The organism is Kribbella sp. NPDC050281 (genome assembly GCF_040655855.1).
Lineage (GTDB): Bacteria > Actinomycetota > Actinomycetes > Propionibacteriales > Kribbellaceae > Kribbella.
The window spans coordinates 19,656-36,669 of sequence record NZ_JBFAKS010000052.1 but is presented as its reverse complement, the minus strand read 5'-3'; the positions used below and the strand labels follow the sequence as shown (position 1 = coordinate 36,669).

Genomic DNA, 17,014 nt, shown 5'->3' with positions numbered 1-17,014 from the left:
TCAGATCCCGTAGATCGTTGTGTCGTTGTCGGCGTCCTTGGCCAGTCGTTTCGACAGGTACAACGCCTCCAGGGCGAGCTCGACCGCGGCAGCGATGCGGCCGGGCGACTCGTCCGGCTCGACGCCGGCGCGCGCGGCGACGTCGTGCAGAACCGGCAGCTCCGGCAGCGCGGCCAGCACGTCCCGGCCGGGCACCCGCTCACCCGTGGTCACAAGGTTGCCATCGGCAACAGCGTTGGCCAGCGGGCTGAGGTCCAGCCCGGCGAACCGCTCCCGGGCGGTGTCCGCGACCGAGCGACGCAGCAGGTACTCGAGCAGCTCGATCTCGCGCCCTTCCTCACCGGGCTCGAACTCGAGCTTGCCGCGCAGTACGGCGGGCACGGCCTCCAGGTCGACCGGCCGCGCGACCGCCGGCTCCTCGCCGGTGATCGCGCTGCGCCGGAGCGCGGCGGCGGCGATCGTCTCGGCCGCGGCGACCGCGAACCGGGCCGACACACCCGAGCGCTGATCGATCGACGTCGACTCGCGCAGGTGCCGGACGAACCGGGCCAGCACCTCGAGCAGCGGCTCGCCGACCTCGGCGGTGAACTCGGCCTCCTGCCGGATCACGTCCACCTCGGCGTCGATGTCGAGCGGGTAGTGGGTCCGGACCTCGGCGCCGAACCGGTCCTTCAGCGGCGTGATGATGCGGCCGCGGTTGGTGTAGTCCTCCGGGTTGGCCGTTGCCACCAGCAACACGTCGAGCGGCAGCCGCAGCGTGTACCCGCGAACCTGGATGTCGCGCTCCTCCATCACGTTGAGCAGCGCGACCTGGATCCGCTCGGCCAGGTCCGGCAGCTCGTTGATCGCCACGATGCCGCGGTGCGCCCGGGGCACCAGACCGAAGTGGATGGTTTCCGGGTCACCCAGACTGCGGCCCTCGGCAACCTTCACCGGGTCCACGTCACCGATCAGGTCGCCCACCGAGGTATCCGGTGTCGCGAGCTTCTCGGCGTACCTCTCGCTTCGATGGATCCAGGCGACGGGCAGTTCGTCGCCGAGCTCCGCGGCGCGGCGGCGCGACGCCGGCGTGATCGGGTCGAGCGGGTGCTCGGGCAGTTCGGCACCCTCGATCACCGGGGTCCATTCGTCCAGCAGACCGACCAGCGTGCGCAGCAGCCGGGTCTTGCCCTGGCCGCGCTCACCGAGCAGGACGACATCATGCCCCGCGAGCAGGGCGCGTTCGAGTTGCGGAATCACCGTCCGGGTGAATCCGACGATGCCGGGCCACGGATCACGCCCGGCCCGGAGTTCTGTCAGCAGGTTGTCACGAATCTCGGCCTTGATCGACCGTGGGAGATACCCGGCGGCCCGGAGGTCACCAGCCTTACGAGGAAGTTCAGCAGGTGCACTAGTCACAGGTGAGACGTTAGCTCGCTCACCCCAAATCGCACCCCGAATATCTCAGCAGGCGGCCTCGCTCAGCGCTTGGGCGTGACCCGGCCGGAAGTGAAGACGTGACTCGGCGTGAAGGTGACCGGAACCCACGGATGCTCCGGCGCCTCGCGGGTGACGAAGTGATCGCCGTCCGCGGGCTCGGTCGGGCGCAGCTCGTACTCCTGCACAGGCTGCTCGGCGAACGACAGCCGGTCACCGGTGGCCTGATACGCCATCACCAGCGCATCGTCGCGCCGTACGACGTCCAGCCGGACGCTGGCACGTTCGTAGCGGCCGACATGGCGGTCGTCGACCGGAGCGTCGGCCGGCTGCGGTGAGGCCGGGTGGCCGACCCCGGTGAAGTGCGTGAAGACCTCGGTGGCCAGCGGCTCGAACAGGGTCGTGCCGTTGCCGGAGTTGGTCAGCAGACACATGATCAGCCGCGCCTCGGGGTCGATCCGGAGGAACGCCAGCTGGGAGATCGTCGTACCGTCGTGGCCGAACAGGCCGCGGCCTTGCCAGTCATAGATCCGCCAGGCCAGGCCGAGGTTGCTGAAGCCGCCGATGCCACCGGCGTACGGGACCTGCGGCTCCTGCATCGACCGGTAGCGGTCGTCGGTCAGGTGCATCCGGGCGAACTCGAGCAGGTCGCCGGCGGACGCGGTGACCCCTCCGGCCGGACCGATGCTCCGAGGCAACTGCCATGTCTTGACCGGCGAGCCGTCGGTGCCCAGGTGACCCAGGGCGGCGCGGTGCAGGATCGCCTCCTCCGGCAGCGTGACTGTCCTGGTCAGTCCGAGCGGCTCGACCAGCCGCTTGCGCAGCGACTCGTCCCAGCTGCCTGAGTCGAGCACCTCGATCAGCCTGCCGAGCAGCACGAACCCGGCGTTGCAGTAGGAGTACGCCGTACCTGGCTCGAACAACTGCTCGACGTCGGCGAGAAGAGCGACGTACCACTCGAGGCACTCGTCGCCGCGGCCGGTGTCGGTGAACACGTCGCCGTCGATGCCGCTGGTGTGAGTGAGCAGGTGACGGACGGTGATCCGCGGATCGATCGATGCCTCAGGCAACAACTTCACCACGGCGTCGTCCAGCTCCAGCCGCCCCTCCGCGGCCAGTTGGACGATCATCGTCGCGGTCCACGGCTTGCTGACCGACCCGAGCTGGAAGACCGAGTCCTCCGTCGTTTCGACCCCGGTCGACGCGTTCAGCACGCCGTACGGCGCGATCGTCGTCTCACCGTCGTGCCAGATCCCGAGCACCGCCCCCGGAACCTTCGCCGTCACCGCCAGTTCACTCAACCGTGCAGACCAGTCAGGCATGCGCCCAACCTACTTCGTCGCCTCCTCCAGCAGCGCACGGAGGGCAGTCCAGGCAGCGGTCTCATCGAAGTTCTCCGCCAGCAGGATCTTCGTCGCCAGGCCGGCCGAGTCCCGGTAGAACGCCAGCAGCAGGTGCTCGGTGCCGATGTAGTTGTGCCCCAGCGTCAGCGCCTCCCCGACCGCGCCTTGCAGCACGTGCGCGGTCCGTCGGGTGAACGGCGGTCGCTCGGCGTCGAGCGCCTTCGGCGGGTCGGTCGGCTCCTCCGCCGGATTCACCTCGTCGACGGCGGCGCGGACCCGTTCCTTCGTGATGCCGTGGTGCAGCAGGGCCTTCGTACCCAGCGACTCGGGCTCGGCGTAGAACGCGAGCAGCAGGTGTTCGGTGCCGATGTAGTCGTGGTTATCGCCACGGGCCACGTCCGCCGCGGCCTTCACCACAGCCATCGCGCGCTTCGTGTACCGGTTGAAGGCCGGCTTGCTGGTCCACGAGTCGGCGAAGCGCTTGTGTGCGGCCTGCTTGCTCACGCCGAGCACCGCGCTGATCTCGACCCAGGATTTGCCGGCGCCGCGGGCGCGGTCCACGAAGAAGCCGAGGGCGGCATCGCCGGTGCTGGTCAGTTCGCTGATCGTCGATGCCGCGGCGGCCAGCTGCTCGAGTTCGTCGTCGCTGCCGGCGTCCGCCTTGATCGTGTTGATGAGTTGCTGCAGGTCAGGTCCAGGAGTCATGCCGTCAACCTTAGGTTGACGAGCGGTTGAGCGTCAACCCTGGGTTGACGTGGCCTGGGCTGTACGGTGTGGCGCGTGCAACCTCTGCCGGACGTGATCAGTGACGGGCTGCGGGTGCTGTTCTGCGGGATCAATCCCGGGCTGATGTCGGCGGAGACCGGCCATCACTTCGCCCGGCCGGGGAATCGGTTCTGGCCGGCGTTGCACCTGGGTGGGTTCACGCCGCGCCAGTTGCGACCGGACGAGCAGGGTGAGCTCCTGACCTACCGGCTCGGGATCACCAACGTCGTCGACCGCCCGTCCGCGCGCGCCGACGAACTGACTCGCGCGGAGTATCTGGCCGGCGGGGAGAACCTGGTGAAGAAGGTCCTTCGCGTCCAGCCGGAATGGCTCGCGATCGTCGGCGTCACGGCGTACCGGGACGCCTTCGGCGAGCGGAAGGCTGCCATGGGCAAGCAGGACCGCCTGATCGGGGACACCCGCGTCTGGATCCTGCCGAATCCGAGTGGACTCAACGCGCACTACACCTTGCCGAAGCTCGCCGCCGCGTTCGCGGAACTCGAGCAGGTCAGTTGACAGGTCGCCGTACTGCTGCCCGACGCGACCCTGCCCGACTGACCTGACACCCGGGGTCGGCAGGATTGGGCCCATGCGTGCGAGCGAGCTGATCCAGTCCGTCGACAAGCTTCCGTACGGCGCTCGGCAGCGGGCGGCCGCACTAGCGGGCCGTCGGCTGAACGGGTCGGCGCTCCTCGATGAGCTGGCACGCGGTACGTCGTACGAGCGGACGCTGGGGCTGACGGTGGCGCAGGCGGCCGGGCACGTCTCCTACGTGACCGCGTTGCTGCGGGACCCAGATCCCTCGGTGCAGGCGCGGGCGCTCGCCGCGGTTGCCGGCGGCGTCCCGGTGTCTGATGACGATCTGCGGATCCTGTACGACGATGCACCCGCCGTACTGCGGACGAAGCTGCTTCACGTGATCCGCAAGACCGGGCGGTCGCATCTGGCTGCGCGGCTGATCGACGACCACCGGGAGCGCTGGGGCGATCGGGCCGCGGCGGGCCTGCTGAACAGCACCGACGATGCGACGGTCGAGCGGTTGCTCCCGGAGCTGGCGTACTGCCTCGGTAGTGGTGAGTGGCAACGACTTGGCTCGCGGCATCCGAAGGCTGTGCTGGCCTACGCGGGTAGCACGCTGCCGACCGGTCCGGACAAGAGCGAGTGGTGGCAAGGCGCGGCGTACGGCGTTGTCGGCGCGCTCGACCACGATGCGGCGCAGGTCGCGTCCCTGCTCGTCACGGCACTCCCGGCGGACCAGTTGCCGATGGCAATCGTCTCGATCCTGGGCCGGTTGATCGACGCCGACCCCGCCGGTGTGCTGGCGATTCTGCTCGCTCCCGAACGTGCTCGCTCGTTGCACACCGCCCTGAGCCCGGCGGTCCGGCGCCGGTTGCACCGATACTCGAACGCTGAGCTGATCGCTCTCGGTCGGCTTCTCTGGCCGGATCTGACCCAGCTGCTCGAGGATCTGCCGCCGTCGCGCCGGACGAGGATCTTCACCGCAGTCACGAGCACCGTGGATCTGGGCCAGAGCGTGCTTTCCGCCGGGCTGCTCGCCGTACTCCCCCGCGAGCTCAGGTACGAGCAGGCGCGGCGGATGCTGACGCTCGCGGTGATCGCCGACGACACGCGCGAGCGGTGGCGGGTCACCGCGTTCCTTCCGTACGACGAGGCGTTCGCACTGCTGTCGCCGGAGATCAGCCGGCCGGATGCCGACGATCGGCATTGGGTCTATCGCGCGGTGATCGGTGCGGCCGGGCATTCCCGGCAGCCTGAGCAGGTCGCGATCGCGATCTCCTGGGCGACCCGGGTGCGCAACGACCGCGATGCCGTTCGCCAGGGCGTGCTGCTTGCTGTCAACGAGCTCCCGCCGTCGACGTACACCGACGCTGCGGTGACCGCACTGGACACACTGCTGACCGCTGCACTGGAGGCTCGCGACAGCTCCTGGTACACCCGGTCGGCGCTCGGCCACATCGCGGAGACCGCCGTACGGGAAGGTGCGCTGCGGCAGCAGGAACGGCTGCTCGACTGGGGTCTGCAGGCGCATGCGCGGCTCACCGAGAACCAGGGCAGCCTGCAGCTCTACGGAATCGTCGATGGTCTGCCGCGTGGACGTGAGACGGCGGTGTACGACGTACTGCGGCGGTCTGTCGACGACAGTGTGGCGCGACGCGAGTTCACGCTGACCTTCGGGATCGCGCGCGCGTTCGGGAAGCGCGGGTGGTCGAACGAGCATCTGCACAACGCGCTCGAGCAGGCTCTCTGGTCGAACCAGGAGAACACCGTCGGTCAGGCGGCCGAGCTCTGGCTGGAACCTCCCGCGACGAGGCCCGAACGGATCGGTCGCGTCATCGGGAGAGACGTCGGCATGGCGCGGTGGGACGCGGTCTGGCGCGCTGTCACCGAATCGCGGACCGATCTGCTGGATGTCGTCCTCTCACAGCCGGCGCGCATCAGGCGATTCGATCGCAACCATCCGGCGTGGCCGGTCTCCGGCGCCGCGCTCCGCCGCTGGCTCCCCCGCCAGCAGGCGCGGTACGCCGAACTCGTCGCCGAGGCGGCCGGCGACGCGCGGATGCCGGACTGGGCTCGGGCGCATGCGGTGTCGATGCTTGGACACGTGCCCGGGGTCGGACGTACTGCGCTCGAACCGTTCCTGCGGCACGAGTCGGTGTTGTTGCAGGAGGCTGCGCTGGGTGCGTTGGCGTGGACGGACTCACCGCAGCAGGCGTTGCCGGTGTTGCTGTCTCATGCCGGTGACGATCGGGCGCGGGTCGCGATCTATGCGGCGTCCAGGGCGGCCCGGTTCGTCCGGCCGAGTGTGTTGCCGGGGTTGCTCCATCCGGTGCTGGTCGCTGAGGGCGTGAAGGTGACGTCGCGGAAGGAGGCGGCGCGGCTGCTCGGCGAACTCCGTGCTCCGGGTGCGAGCGCCGTACTGACTGATGCTTGGGCCTCGGCGCATCGGGATGTGAAGGCGGCGATCACCAGTGCGGCGTCGCAGTATCTGTTGCACGAACCCGCTAGCTGGGCGCTGCTGCAGCAGGCGGTGCACGACAGCGCGGCGACGGCGATTGTGCTGACGCAGCGGTCGGCTTTCGGGCTGGCCGCGAAGTACCGGTCGCGGTACGCCGACCTCCTGGTCGCGGTCACGAACCGGTCGGAGCCTGAGGTCGTGCGGGCCGCGTTGTTGTCTCTGCCGTGGTGGGCTCGGTGGAACCGGTCGGCGGCGCCTGTGTGCGCGGGGTTCATCACCGACCTGGCGGCTCGCAATCGGACGTGGAGTGACGCGACGACGGCGCTGGTGGCGATCGTGGCGACGGACCCGCGGCTGGGACTCGACGATCTGATCTCCGCCGTACGGCTGCTGGTCCGGCTGGAGAACGATCCCAACCTGCCGAACGCCACTCCCGACCGGGACCACCCGGCCCGACAGCGTCTCACCATCGTCGTCCATCGGCTGGCCGCGGCCTTCAGCGCCAAGCCGTCCGAGCGCCGCCAAGTCCTGAAGACCGTCGCCGGCGAACTCGAATCCCCAGACCTCCTGGCGCTGCGCCTGCACCTCCTGACCTACGCAGTCGACTGGCCGAACCTCTCGGCCGAGCTGCCTGACCTGCGCAGCAGACTTGGCGACCGCCCGTTGACCGCCTTCTCGGCAGCCAACCTGCTCCGCTCCCGTCTGTCGGCAAGCGAAGCCAGCTGGTCCCCCGAGTCGCTGGCGGATCCGGCGACACAGCTCGTCCACGACCCGGACCTGGCCGCCGGCCTCCTCGCCTGGTCCCTGATCTCCACCGCCGGCCCGCGCTCAGGCTGGTCCTCCACCTGGCGCGCGTTACTCATTGCCCTGCGCAACCACCCGTCCACCGACGTACGTCAGCTCGCGCTCGAACTGACGACGGCGAGCGAGGATTAGTCCTCCTTCTCGGCCTTCTCCTTGGCCCGTTTGCGGCGCTTGCCTTCGTGCATGGCGATGACGCGGGCGATGGGGATGGCTCGGCCTTCCTCGAGGAGGTCTTCGGGCAGGGATTGGGGAGCTGGGAGTTGATCGGCCCAGCGGTCGGCGTCGCCCAGTTGATCGACGGCGGTGCGGACGGTGAAGTCGCGCGGAGTGACCCGGTCCAGGTCGTCCCAGCCGACCGGGAACGATACCGGCGTACCAGGCCGGACCCGCGGACTGTACGCCGCGACCACCGTCGCCCCACCGGATCGGGTCGAGTCGACGAACACCTTCCCGCCCCGGTCCTCCTTGATGTACGCCGTGGTCGCGATGTCCGGGTCGATCCGCTCGGCCCGCGCCGCGATCGCCCGGGTCGCGGCAGCCGCATCCTCGATCGACACCGACTCGTCGATCGGCACGAACACATGCACGCCCTTCGCGCCGCTCGTCTTGACCGCACCCGACAGCCCTGCGTCGCTCAGCGCCTGCCGTACCAGGAACGCCGCCTGTACCGCTTTCGCGAACGTCTCGTCTCCCTCCGGCGGGTCGAGGTCGAGCACAAGGTGCGTGATGCGGTCCCAGTGATCCGCGCGCATCAGCGTCGGGTGGTACTCGACCGCGCGCTGGTTCGCGAACCACAGCAGCGTCCGCCGGTCGTCGCACAGCGCGTACGACACCTCGCGCTTGGACGCCTCCGCCCACACCGGCACCGTCTTGACCCAGTCCGGTGTGTACTTCGGCACGTTCTTCTGCATGAACTTCGGCTGCCCTGGCCGGATCCGGATCACCGACAACGGCCGCTCGCGCAACTCGATCAGGATCCGCTCGTGCACCGCATCCAGATAGTCGACCAGGTCCCGCTTGGTCGCGTCAGCCCCGTCGAACAAGGGCTGATCCAAGTTGGTCAGGTCGACCCCGTCCCGCGTCTCATCCGGCTTGCTCGCCATTCCCAGAGCTTAGAAGGCCGACAAGGGCTTCGAGAACCTTTTCCTCCTCGCCGGGTTCCACCGTCTGCGGGTTGAGTGCGATCGCGTCGTCGGGCAGGCGATAGGTGCCGACCGCGATCCGCGGGTCGCCGTCCCACAACGCCGCGACCAGGTCGTCCCGGGTCCAGCCGGAGGTTGTCGACAATCGCACAACCGCTCGGCTGTGCGGCTGACCCGCCTCGCTCGGATAGCCGCGGGTGACGGTCACTCCCGGCATTCCCTGCAATCCGCGGATCCAGTTGTCGACAATCCGTTCGTAGCCGGCGAGCATCGCCGCCTCATCCTGCTCCAGCGTCCATTCGACCGCGGCGACCAAACCGAGCAGTTCCTCCTTCCCGACCTTCATGCCGCGCCCGATGTCCTGGTTCGGCGATGCATGCAGCCGGCAACGGTCCACGATCCACCGGCGGCCCAGCACCAGGCCGCTGGCCTGCGGACCCCGTAGCCCCTTCCCACCGCTGAGGATCAGCGCGTCCGCGCCCACCTCCCGAGTGAATCGCCACAGTGTCGATACCGGAGGGATCTGTGCAGCCGCATCAACGATCACCGGTACGCCGGCCTCCGCGGCGACGCCGACCACGTCTTCGACGGCAAGCGCGCCGGCCGCCAAATGGGTCCCGGCGAACCACAAGACGCAGGCCGGCTTCCGAGCGAGCGCGGCCCGGAGGTCGTCGACCGACGGACCGATCTCGACGATCCGAGCCCCGGTCAGCTGGACACCGTAGTCGTAGCCGTTCCGCTGCGAAGCGAACATCACCACCTCGGTGTCGACCGGGAACGCCCGCGACTGATCGGTGATGCAGGCGGCAACGGTCAGCGTGATCGCCGCCGCCGCACCGCAGGTCACGTACGCCGCCTCGTTGTGCGTCAGCGCGGCCAGCCGCTCACCCACGCGAGTGTGCAGTTCGTCCAGATCGACGAAGTGAGCGGCCGCGTCGTTCATCGCCTGCAGAACCGGGGCCGGCATCAACGAGCCACCGAGCATGGTCAGCGTGGCGGACGCGTTGATCACCGGCCGCACCCCAAGCTCGCCGAGCGTGGTGGACGGACGGACCGGCGGATCCACCTCGAGCGGATCGCTCATCGGACCAGGAACCTTGACATCGGCCGGACCCCGGACAGCTCGGCCAACCACGCGTCGTGGAAGTCGTTGTCCGTCCCATCGAGGTGCGTCAGCTTGTAGACACCCGCGGCAGGCAGAGCGCTGATCAGCGGCGCACACCAGTCCGGATCGTCCGCCGCGACCAGGCTCGTTGCGGTCACCGCTGGCGCGTGCCGGGTCGGATCGAAGTAGGACAGCGTGTTGTCGACAATCTGCACCGACGATCCGGCGCGGAGATGATCGTTGAGCTCCTCGAGCGGATACGAACTGGACTTCAGCCGCGCCTCCGTCGCCCGGTAGAACAGCAGATCGGTCACCCGGAGCGCGGTGAAACCGGGCCGCCGGGCGGCCGTCAGCACGGCCAGGTCGTCGCCGGTCACCGCGACGCGCGCCGGATCGACCTCCGACAACCCCAGCAGGAACTCGGCCGCCCGAAGACAGTCCGCCGCGATCCCGCGATAGATGTACGACGCCGGATCGTCGATGCCCATTGTCAACAATCCTGGGTACGCCGCCGAGAATCCTTCGTCGGCCAGTCGCTGACCACGATGCATCACACCGAACACGACGTACCGGCTCCGGTCGTTGGGGTGCGGTACGTGATTGACGCTGCCGTATCGCGGTGTCTGGAGGAGCGCGGGGAACGGGCCGTCACCGGTGGGGATGCTCAGGTGGCCGAAGACGCGGTACGGGCCTGTGCTCGTCAGCCGGACGGTGTAGCTGGTCGCCTCGTCGGTCGCCCGGGCCGGCACCACGTCGAGCACCGGCCGAGCGGGTATTGCAGCGAGTTCCCTGTCGACCGCGGCCCAGTAGTTGTCGAAATCCATCAGTCACCGCTCCGGTTGCAGGTGCTCGGCAAGGAAGTCCTCCACGATCCGCATCACGCCCGGCAGCCCGGCGTGATGCGCGCAGTGCGGGAAGGTGTGCAGCGTTTTCTCGCAGGTCAGTGTCCGATGCAGCGCGAACCCGGTCTCCGGCGGGCAGACATCGTCCTCCAGCCCGAGGTACAGGAGCGTCGGCGCCTGCACCTTCGGCGCGAAGTTGAGACCGTCGTAGTACGCGACCGACTCCCGCACCCGATCCACGTCCTTGGGGTGCACCCGCAGGTACTCGTTGATCTCTTCGTACGGGTACGACCGAGTCAGCGTCGGCGCGGTCATGATCCCGCACAAGTACGGTGCCCCGGCCGCGACGGCCTTGATCGCGTCGGGTCGCAGCGCCGCCGTACTGATCCCGAGCCCACCGCCCTGGCTCGATCCCTGCAATCCGATCCGCGCCGTGTCGACTTCCGGACGACCTAGCAAGACGTCGACCGCCCGGACGACGTCGAGGTAGAAGCCGCGATACCCGTAGGTGTTGTGGTCGACGATGTTGTGCGTCAGGAGCCCCGGATAGCCGGGGTTGAACACGTCGTTCGACCGGAGCTTGCCGCGTGGCGCCACCGCGAGGGCGGCGTACCCGAGCTCGGACCATTCCTTCGGGATCGTCGGCTCGGAGATGTAGCCGGGGATCGTCACCAGTGCCGGGTACGGCGCTGGCCTGTCGCGCGGGATGGTGTACCAGCCGGCGATCCGCAGACCGCCGAAGCTGGTGTAGCGCAGATCGTAGACAATCACCTTGTCCGTGGAGAGTGCCGGCGTCTCGGTGAGCACCGGCTCCAGCGGGTACGACGCGCAGTCCGCCAGGCCGGCCGCCCAGAAGGCGTCGAAGTCGTCCGGCAGTTCGACCTCGACGATGGCGTTCTCAGGGTCTCTCAAGAGCATTCCTCTCGATGGGGGTGCTGCGTAGAGCGTGCGCTGGGTGCTGTGCAGAGCGTGCGCTGGGTGCTTGGTACAGCGTGCGCCGGGTGCTGGGTGCTCACACGCGTTGGGGTGCTTGCAGCGCGATGCCATCGGAGGCTGTGAACAGATGCAGCCGGTCCGGGTTGAACCAGACGTACAGCGGACAGCGGCCTGCTCTCACCCGACCCCCACAGCCTGGTGCTCGGGCTCGATGACGGCCACGACGCGCTCCTCGCCTCGGGGATAGGGTGCGCCGGCGTACTTGATGGCCAGATTGTCGACAATCTCCCAGGCCTCGTCGCCCTCGATCCATTCGACGACCCGGCCGCGAATGACGACCGGCTCGAACGGATTGTCGACAGGCGCGATGGACAGCGCCATCCGAGGGTCGCGGCGCAGGTTGCGTGCTTTGCGCATGGTCGGACCGGTGAAGAAGACGATGCGGTCACCGTGGGCGCCGACGTACACGGGAGTGCTGTGCGGCGAACCGTCGGCGCAGATCGTGGCGAGGTGAGCGATCGAGGTGCCGTCGAGGACGCTCCGTACTTTCGGGTCGAGCATGCTGTTCTCCTTCAGCGAGGGTTGGCGGCGCGCCATGCGACGTAGTCGGCGACCGCCTTGGGGACATCGAAGGCCGGCTCGAAGCCGGTGTCGTTGGTGAGCCGGGTGATGTCGAGGTACGGGTTGTCGTCGGGACCGTCCTGCCGTCCCGGCAGGAGGTCGAGCTTCAGGCCGGGAGTGATCGCCTGCAGAGCACCCGCGAAGTCGCGGTTGGTGTACGGCTGGCCGCTGGACACGTTGTAGACGTTGTGCGGAAGGGTTTTCGCGGTCGTCAGGAGTGCGATCGCGCGGCCTGCGTCCGGCGCATAGCAGCAGTCTCCGCCGTCGTCGGCGTAGAGCGGCTTCGGCTCCTCACCCCGGAGTACGGCGCTGATGTACGGCGGGATGTAGAAGAACGGTGATTCCGGATCGACGAGCGGTCCCCAGATGGTCCCGATCCGGAGTACGACGGGCTGGACGCCGCTGCCCTGAAGGCTGTGCATGGCGAGCGGCTCGACGGCCTTCTTGAACGCGATGACCAGGTGCGGCAGCTCTGTGGTGGGCAGGTCGAGCTCCTCGTGCCAACCGGTTTCGGTCCGGCCGATGTACACGCCGAGGCTGCTGGCGACGGCACACCTGCGGACGCCCCAAGCGCGGGCGGCGTCGAGCGCGTTGAGCAGACCGGTCGTGTCCGTGCGGAAGAAATCCACCGGGTTCTCGCCCGGAACGCTGCCCGCGAGGTGGACGATGTCGCTGATGTCGTGGCGGGCGCCGAGGGCGAGGAAGGCGTCCCGGTCGGTGACGTCGAGGGGTTCGACGATGACCTGGCCGGCGAGGAACGACGGGACCTCGGTACGGCGGTGGGTGGTGACGACGACCTGCTGTCCGAGGTCGAGGAGCGCGCGGGCGGTGTGGGCGCCGATCATGCCGAGCCCGCCGGTGACGAGGATCATCGGACGACCTCGTAGTGCAGGTGGGTCACGCCGGGCGCGGGGATGGCCTCGAGCAGGCGGAGTTCCACGTGCTCGGGGAGTTCCTGGAAGAAGCTGCGACCGGCGCCGAGCAGGATCGGCACCTGGTGGAGGATCAGCTCGTCGACGAGGCCGACCGCGAGCGCCGAAGTCACCGCGCCGCCGCCCATGATGGCGACGTCCTTGTCGCCGGCGACCTCGCGTGCCGCGGCGACGGCGTCCTCGATCCCTGTCGTGATCAGGGTTTGACGCTGGTCGCTCATCCCCGGCACCGGACGGTGGCTGACGACGACCAGCGGCGCCGTCGGGTGTGGGGCCCCGCCGTTGACCCAGCCGGAGTCGTCGTACGTGTTGCGACCGGCCAGGCTCGCGCCGACGCGTTCGGCACTCGCGTCGAAGAACCGGACACTGGCCTCGCTCAGCTTGAAGCCGTCGAACACCTGGCTCGGCGTGTCCCCGTCGAAGTACCAGTTGAACAGCATCCCCCCGTCGCCGAGCCCACGTCCGGCGCCGGGATCGCGACCGGTGATGTAACCGTCGACCGAGACCGAGTGGGCACTGATGACCTTGCTCATGGCTGTCCTCCGTGGTGATCAGATGGCTTGCGGGAAGTCGAAGAATCGGTGCGGGTCGTAGGCGCGCTTGACCGCTGCGAGCCGCTGATAGTTGGCCGCGTGGTACGCCGACGCCCAGTCGTCGAGCGCGCTGTCGGGGAAGTTGGGGTAGACGCGGCCGGACCCGTCGGCGTGCGCGGTCGCCCAGGACTCGTCGACCCAAGGATCGTCCGCGTCGCCGATGTGCTCGAGCAGGAAACGCGTGCTGCGATGAGCGAACGCCGTCGCGTTGTCGACAATCCTGTTGTAGGCCCCGCCCATCGCGGTGAACGCCAGCTCCCGTCGGCCCGTGGTCGTCGAGAACTGGTCCAGGAGAGATGCGATGGAGCCGTCGGCCATCGAGTCGGAGAAGAACTCCGACCTGAACCGGGTGAGGCGTTCGGGTTCATCGAGTGGGTCACCGAAGGTGCTCTTCAGCCGGCTGTAAGGCAGGCCGGCGCGCAAGTCGACGGTCGTGGCCTGCTCGGTCAACTGTTGCAGCAGTTCCCGGGTCGTCGCCTCGTCGAGTGTCGAGGCGCCGAAGATCGTCGCCTGGACGGGTTCGCCGGGCTCGGACACCAGGGAGAGGTTGACGGTGAGTTCGTCCGGGGCGTCCGGTGCCCAGACTTGCCAGGCGGACACCAGTTGCTCGAGAGCGATGTCTGACCACTGCGCCTGGATGCGGGTGGTCATCGGCTCAGGGACGGTGTCGAACCGCAGTGACGTGACGACACCGAACTGGCCGCCGCCGGCCCCACGAAGACCCCAGAACAGGTCTGGTTCGTGGTCAGCGTCGCACTCCACGACGCTGCCGTCCGCGAGCACGACCTGTGCGCCGACGAGGCGATCGCAGGTCAGGCCGTACTTGCGCCCGAGCAGACCGATCCCGCCGCCGAGGGTGAGGCCCGTGATGCCGACGGTCGGACCGCATCCGCCCGGCACGGTTCGGTCGTAGGCGTGCAAAGCGGCGTACACCTGTGCCAGGCGGGCGCCGGCTCCGATCGTGGCGATGCCATCAGATCCCACCGCGATGCCGTCGAGGCCGGACAGGTCGAGCACGATCCCGTCCGTCGAGGATCGGCCCGCGAAGCAGTGGCCTCCGCCACGTGGGGCAATACGATCTCCGGTGGTTGCGGCGTACTTGATGACGCTGACGACGTCCGAGACCGAGCGGCACTGAGCTACGAGCCTGGGCCGCGCGTCCCGGTAGGCCGGGTGGAACGGGCGGCGGATCTCTTCGTAGCCCGCTGAGCCGGGGCTGAACAGCTCGCCGTCGAGTGCGTCGGTCCAGTCGGTCATGAGTCAGACGCTATGACCGGCACGCCGACGGGTCTTGAACGAATCGCGCACGGGTCAGACTCGGAGCGGCTGCCTCCGGGAAGCGAGGAACGGCTTGTACGACGCGGAGTGGTCGTGGCCGCACATGCACCGGTCGACGGTGCCGCCGAGGGGCTGGCTCGGGTTGAGGCCGAGGAGTTGGCTCGGGGTGAGGCCGGTCAGGCGGAGGCATTCCCGGCTGAGGTGCGCCTGGTCGGCGTACCCCGCGTCGATCGCCAGACCCGCCGTACCGTCCGCACCACGCCGGCCCGTGGGCGTGGCGCCTGCCTGCGCCAACGCGAGAAACCCCTGGAACCGCAACGTCCGTTGGAGCACCTTGGGGCTCGTCCCCACCGCGTGCAGGCAGCGGCGACGCAGCTGACTCGCGGAGAGCGCCAGATGGCTGGCCAGCGTGTCGATGTTGAGCGGGTGCCACGGCATCAACGCCTGCACCGCCTCGCCCACCAGCGGATCCACGCGCACCGCGGTACGAAACTCCTGCACGAGGTGGGCTTGCAAGAACATGAGCGCTCGTTCGGGTGTGCCGGCTCGGGCCATCGCCTCGACGAGACGGTCCTCCAAGCTTCCCCACAGGTCTACCAGGCTCACGCGCTGATCCACGAGATCGTCGAGCACCGTCGGCAAGGGCGGCGCCGTGCCCGGGTGGAACCGCACTCCCACGATCGTGGTGTGGGCGGGAATGACCTCGACCTCCGGACCAGTCAGCGGGCCTACCAACTGCGGACGCCCACCAATCGGAAAGTGAATCTCCACGCCACCTGTCGGCAAATGCCGCTGCACGTACGCCGCTTCGCCGGTCCGCTGGATCCAGACCGTCCGCACCACGCCCGCGAGCCCCGGCAACGGCGGCCGCTCGACGTAGGACTCCACAACGGCCATCTTGGCACTGAAACGGCCAACCACGACCGCCGTCAAGAGCACGGCGCGCATGGTCACGACCGCCCGACCTCAACGCGCCCGCACACCGCGACGAATCAGCAGAAGCCCCAAGCCCGCACGACTTTCTGCCGAATCCTTGCCCTTTCAGGCATCACATCCGTTCCGCGGAGGTCCGCCTAGCGTGTGACGAGCCGCGGTCCGCCGAAGGCGCCAAGGCAGCGGCCGGAGGCCGTGACCTTCAGCCGCCGGAGACGCCTAGTTCGGCTTCGGCCAGGTCGGCGGTGAGGCCGTCGGTGTCGTCCAGCCAGCCGTGTGGGAGGACGATGTGGTCGCGGGGACTGCCTTGGCGACCTCGGGGTGCACCGAGTTCGGCGACCGGGAACGGGACGGTCGGATCGAGCTGGGCCAGCAGTTCGTCGAGCTGGGCGAGGGATTCGACCATGCCGAGGGCCGCGCGGAGTTCGCCGCCGGCCGGGAAGCCCTTCAAGTACCAGGGGACGTGCTTGCGGAAGTCCCGCAGGCCGCGCGGCTCCCCCATCAGGTCAGCCAGCAACTCACCGTGCCGGCGCATCACGACAGCGACCTCACCGAGGGTCGGCAGGTTCAGCGCTTCCCCACCGGAGAAGGCGACCGCGAGGTCCCGGAACAACCACGGCCGACCAAGGCATCCGCGCCCGACGATGACTCCCGCGCACCCGGTCTCCGCCACCATCCGCAAGGCGTCGCCCGCCTCCCAGATGTCGCCGTTGCCGAGCACCGGGATGCTCACGTGCTCCACCAGCGCAGCGATCGCGGACCAGTCGGCCTGACCGGAGTACGCCTGGGCCGCCGTACGCCCGTGCAACCCGATCGCCGCGGCGCCCGACTCTTCGGCGATCCGGCCCGCGTCGAGGTACGTCTGGTGGTCGGTGTCGATGCCGATCCGGGTCTTAATCGTGACCGGTACGCCGTACGGCGTCGCGGCGTGGACGGCCGAGCGCAGGATCGCGCCGAGCAGGTTGCGCTTCCACGGCAGCGCGGCGCCGCCGCCCTTGCGGGTCACCTTCGGGACCGGGCAGCCGAAGTTCAGGTCGATGTGCGCGACGCCGTACTGATCGCACAACACCTGCACCGCACGACCGATGTACGTCGGATCGACGCCGTACAACTGCACGGAGCGGACTGTTTCCCGCTCGTCGAACGTGAGCATGTCCAGCGACTTCTGGTCACCCTCGACGATCCCGCGCGACGTGATCATCTCGCACACGTACAGCCCGGCGCCCTGCTCCGCGCAGAGTCTGCGGTACGCCGCGTTGGTGATGCCGGCCATCGGCGCCAGCACCACGGGTGTGTCGATCGTGAGGTTGCCCAGTTGCAGCATGAC

At 68.8% G+C, this 17,014-nt stretch carries 15 protein-coding genes; 2 read left to right on the top strand and 13 right to left on the bottom strand.

The window, feature by feature from the left end; translation table 11 throughout:
- From AB0I34_RS38770 to AB0I34_RS38760, 3 genes are all read right to left on the bottom strand, one after another.
- Entirely contained in the window at positions 1–1,398 is a 1,398-nt protein-coding gene (locus AB0I34_RS38770) for an ATP-binding protein (RefSeq protein ID WP_360455757.1), read from the bottom strand.
- A 62-nt stretch (positions 1,399–1,460) separates the two neighbouring features.
- Entirely contained in the window at positions 1,461–2,738 is a 1,278-nt protein-coding gene (locus AB0I34_RS38765; RefSeq protein ID WP_360455754.1) for a serine hydrolase domain-containing protein, read from the bottom strand.
- 9 nt (positions 2,739–2,747) lie between these two features.
- Positions 2,748–3,464: a Clp protease N-terminal domain-containing protein gene (locus AB0I34_RS38760; protein ID WP_360455751.1), complete on the bottom strand. Its 717-nt coding sequence runs from the start codon at positions 3,462–3,464 to the stop codon at positions 2,748–2,750.
- 75 nt (positions 3,465–3,539) lie between these two features.
- On the opposite strand from AB0I34_RS38760, the gene mug reads away from it, so the two are divergent.
- Both mug and AB0I34_RS38750 read left to right on the top strand, forming a co-directional pair.
- Positions 3,540–4,040 (top strand): G/U mismatch-specific DNA glycosylase, encoded by a 501-nt coding sequence (mug, locus tag AB0I34_RS38755; RefSeq protein WP_360455748.1) that lies wholly within the window; start codon positions 3,540–3,542, stop codon positions 4,038–4,040.
- 73 nt (positions 4,041–4,113) lie between these two features.
- Positions 4,114–7,437 (top strand): hypothetical protein, encoded by a 3,324-nt coding sequence (locus AB0I34_RS38750; protein WP_360455745.1) that lies wholly within the window; start codon positions 4,114–4,116, stop codon positions 7,435–7,437.
- Here AB0I34_RS38750 and ligD read toward each other — a convergent pair.
- The 10 genes from ligD to dusB all read right to left on the bottom strand — a co-directional run bounded on the left by ligD (position 7,434) and on the right by dusB (position 17,011).
- On the bottom strand, positions 7,434–8,408 hold the full coding sequence (gene ligD, locus AB0I34_RS38745; protein ID WP_360455742.1) for a non-homologous end-joining DNA ligase: 975 nt from the start codon (positions 8,406–8,408) through the stop codon (positions 7,434–7,436). The two genes, AB0I34_RS38750 and ligD, sit on opposite strands and share 4 nt — an antisense overlap.
- A complete protein-coding gene (locus tag AB0I34_RS38740) occupies positions 8,389–9,531 on the bottom strand; it encodes a hypothetical protein (RefSeq protein WP_360455739.1) in 1,143 nt (380 codons plus the stop codon). Before AB0I34_RS38740 ends, ligD begins: the two co-directional genes overlap by 20 nt.
- The gene (locus AB0I34_RS38735) at positions 9,528–10,376 is read right to left on the bottom strand and encodes an acetylxylan esterase (protein ID WP_360455736.1); all 849 of its coding nucleotides are present in this window, start codon (positions 10,374–10,376) and stop codon (positions 9,528–9,530) included. Before AB0I34_RS38735 ends, AB0I34_RS38740 begins: the two co-directional genes overlap by 4 nt.
- A 3-nt stretch (positions 10,377–10,379) precedes the next feature.
- Positions 10,380–11,306, bottom strand: a complete 927-nt coding sequence (locus tag AB0I34_RS38730) for an acetylxylan esterase (RefSeq protein WP_360455733.1) — start codon at positions 11,304–11,306, stop codon at positions 10,380–10,382.
- 201 nt (positions 11,307–11,507) lie between these two features.
- Positions 11,508–11,891 carry a PPOX class F420-dependent oxidoreductase gene (locus tag AB0I34_RS38725; protein WP_360455730.1) on the bottom strand — a complete coding sequence of 128 codons (384 nt, stop codon included), beginning with the start codon at positions 11,889–11,891 and terminating at the stop codon, positions 11,508–11,510.
- Positions 11,892–11,902: 11 nt separating this feature from the next.
- A complete protein-coding gene (locus AB0I34_RS38720; protein WP_360455727.1) occupies positions 11,903–12,823 on the bottom strand; it encodes an NAD(P)-dependent oxidoreductase in 921 nt (306 codons plus the stop codon).
- Complete coding sequence (locus tag AB0I34_RS38715) at positions 12,820–13,416, bottom strand: dihydrofolate reductase family protein (RefSeq protein ID WP_360455724.1); 597 nt, start codon at positions 13,414–13,416, stop codon at positions 12,820–12,822. The genes AB0I34_RS38720 and AB0I34_RS38715 overlap by 4 nt, the downstream gene beginning before the upstream one ends.
- 18 nt (positions 13,417–13,434) lie before the next feature.
- Positions 13,435–14,733 (bottom strand): FAD-binding oxidoreductase, encoded by a 1,299-nt coding sequence (locus AB0I34_RS38710; protein ID WP_360455721.1) that lies wholly within the window; start codon positions 14,731–14,733, stop codon positions 13,435–13,437.
- Positions 14,734–14,787: 54 nt separating this feature from the next.
- A complete protein-coding gene (locus tag AB0I34_RS38705) occupies positions 14,788–15,651 on the bottom strand; it encodes a DUF6597 domain-containing transcriptional factor (protein ID WP_360455717.1) in 864 nt (287 codons plus the stop codon).
- Positions 15,652–15,889: 238 nt separating this feature from the next.
- On the bottom strand, positions 15,890–17,011 hold the full coding sequence (gene dusB, locus AB0I34_RS38700) for a tRNA dihydrouridine synthase DusB (protein WP_360455714.1): 1,122 nt from the start codon (positions 17,009–17,011) through the stop codon (positions 15,890–15,892).
- Positions 17,012–17,014 lie beyond the last annotated feature (3 nt).

Coding starts and splice junctions, on each gene's coding strand:
- AB0I34_RS38765 (WP_360455754.1), bottom strand. CDS start 2,738: ATGCCTGACTGGTCTGCACGGTTGAGTGAACTGGCGGTGACGGCGAAG.
- AB0I34_RS38760 (WP_360455751.1), bottom strand. CDS start 3,464: ATGACTCCTGGACCTGACCTGCAGCAACTCATCAACACGATCAAGGCG.
- AB0I34_RS38750 (WP_360455745.1), top strand. CDS start 4,114: ATGCGTGCGAGCGAGCTGATCCAGTCCGTCGACAAGCTTCCGTACGGC.
- ligD (WP_360455742.1), bottom strand. CDS start 8,408: ATGGCGAGCAAGCCGGATGAGACGCGGGACGGGGTCGACCTGACCAAC.
- AB0I34_RS38740 (WP_360455739.1), bottom strand. CDS start 9,531: ATGAGCGATCCGCTCGAGGTGGATCCGCCGGTCCGTCCGTCCACCACG.
- AB0I34_RS38735 (WP_360455736.1), bottom strand. CDS start 10,376: ATGGATTTCGACAACTACTGGGCCGCGGTCGACAGGGAACTCGCTGCA.
- AB0I34_RS38725 (WP_360455730.1), bottom strand. CDS start 11,891: ATGCTCGACCCGAAAGTACGGAGCGTCCTCGACGGCACCTCGATCGCT.
- AB0I34_RS38720 (WP_360455727.1), bottom strand. CDS start 12,823: ATGATCCTCGTCACCGGCGGGCTCGGCATGATCGGCGCCCACACCGCC.
- AB0I34_RS38715 (WP_360455724.1), bottom strand. CDS start 13,416: ATGAGCAAGGTCATCAGTGCCCACTCGGTCTCGGTCGACGGTTACATC.
- AB0I34_RS38710 (WP_360455721.1), bottom strand. CDS start 14,733: ATGACCGACTGGACCGACGCACTCGACGGCGAGCTGTTCAGCCCCGGC.
- AB0I34_RS38705 (WP_360455717.1), bottom strand. CDS start 15,651: ATGGCCGTTGTGGAGTCCTACGTCGAGCGGCCGCCGTTGCCGGGGCTC.
- dusB (WP_360455714.1), bottom strand. CDS start 17,011: ATGCTGCAACTGGGCAACCTCACGATCGACACACCCGTGGTGCTGGCG.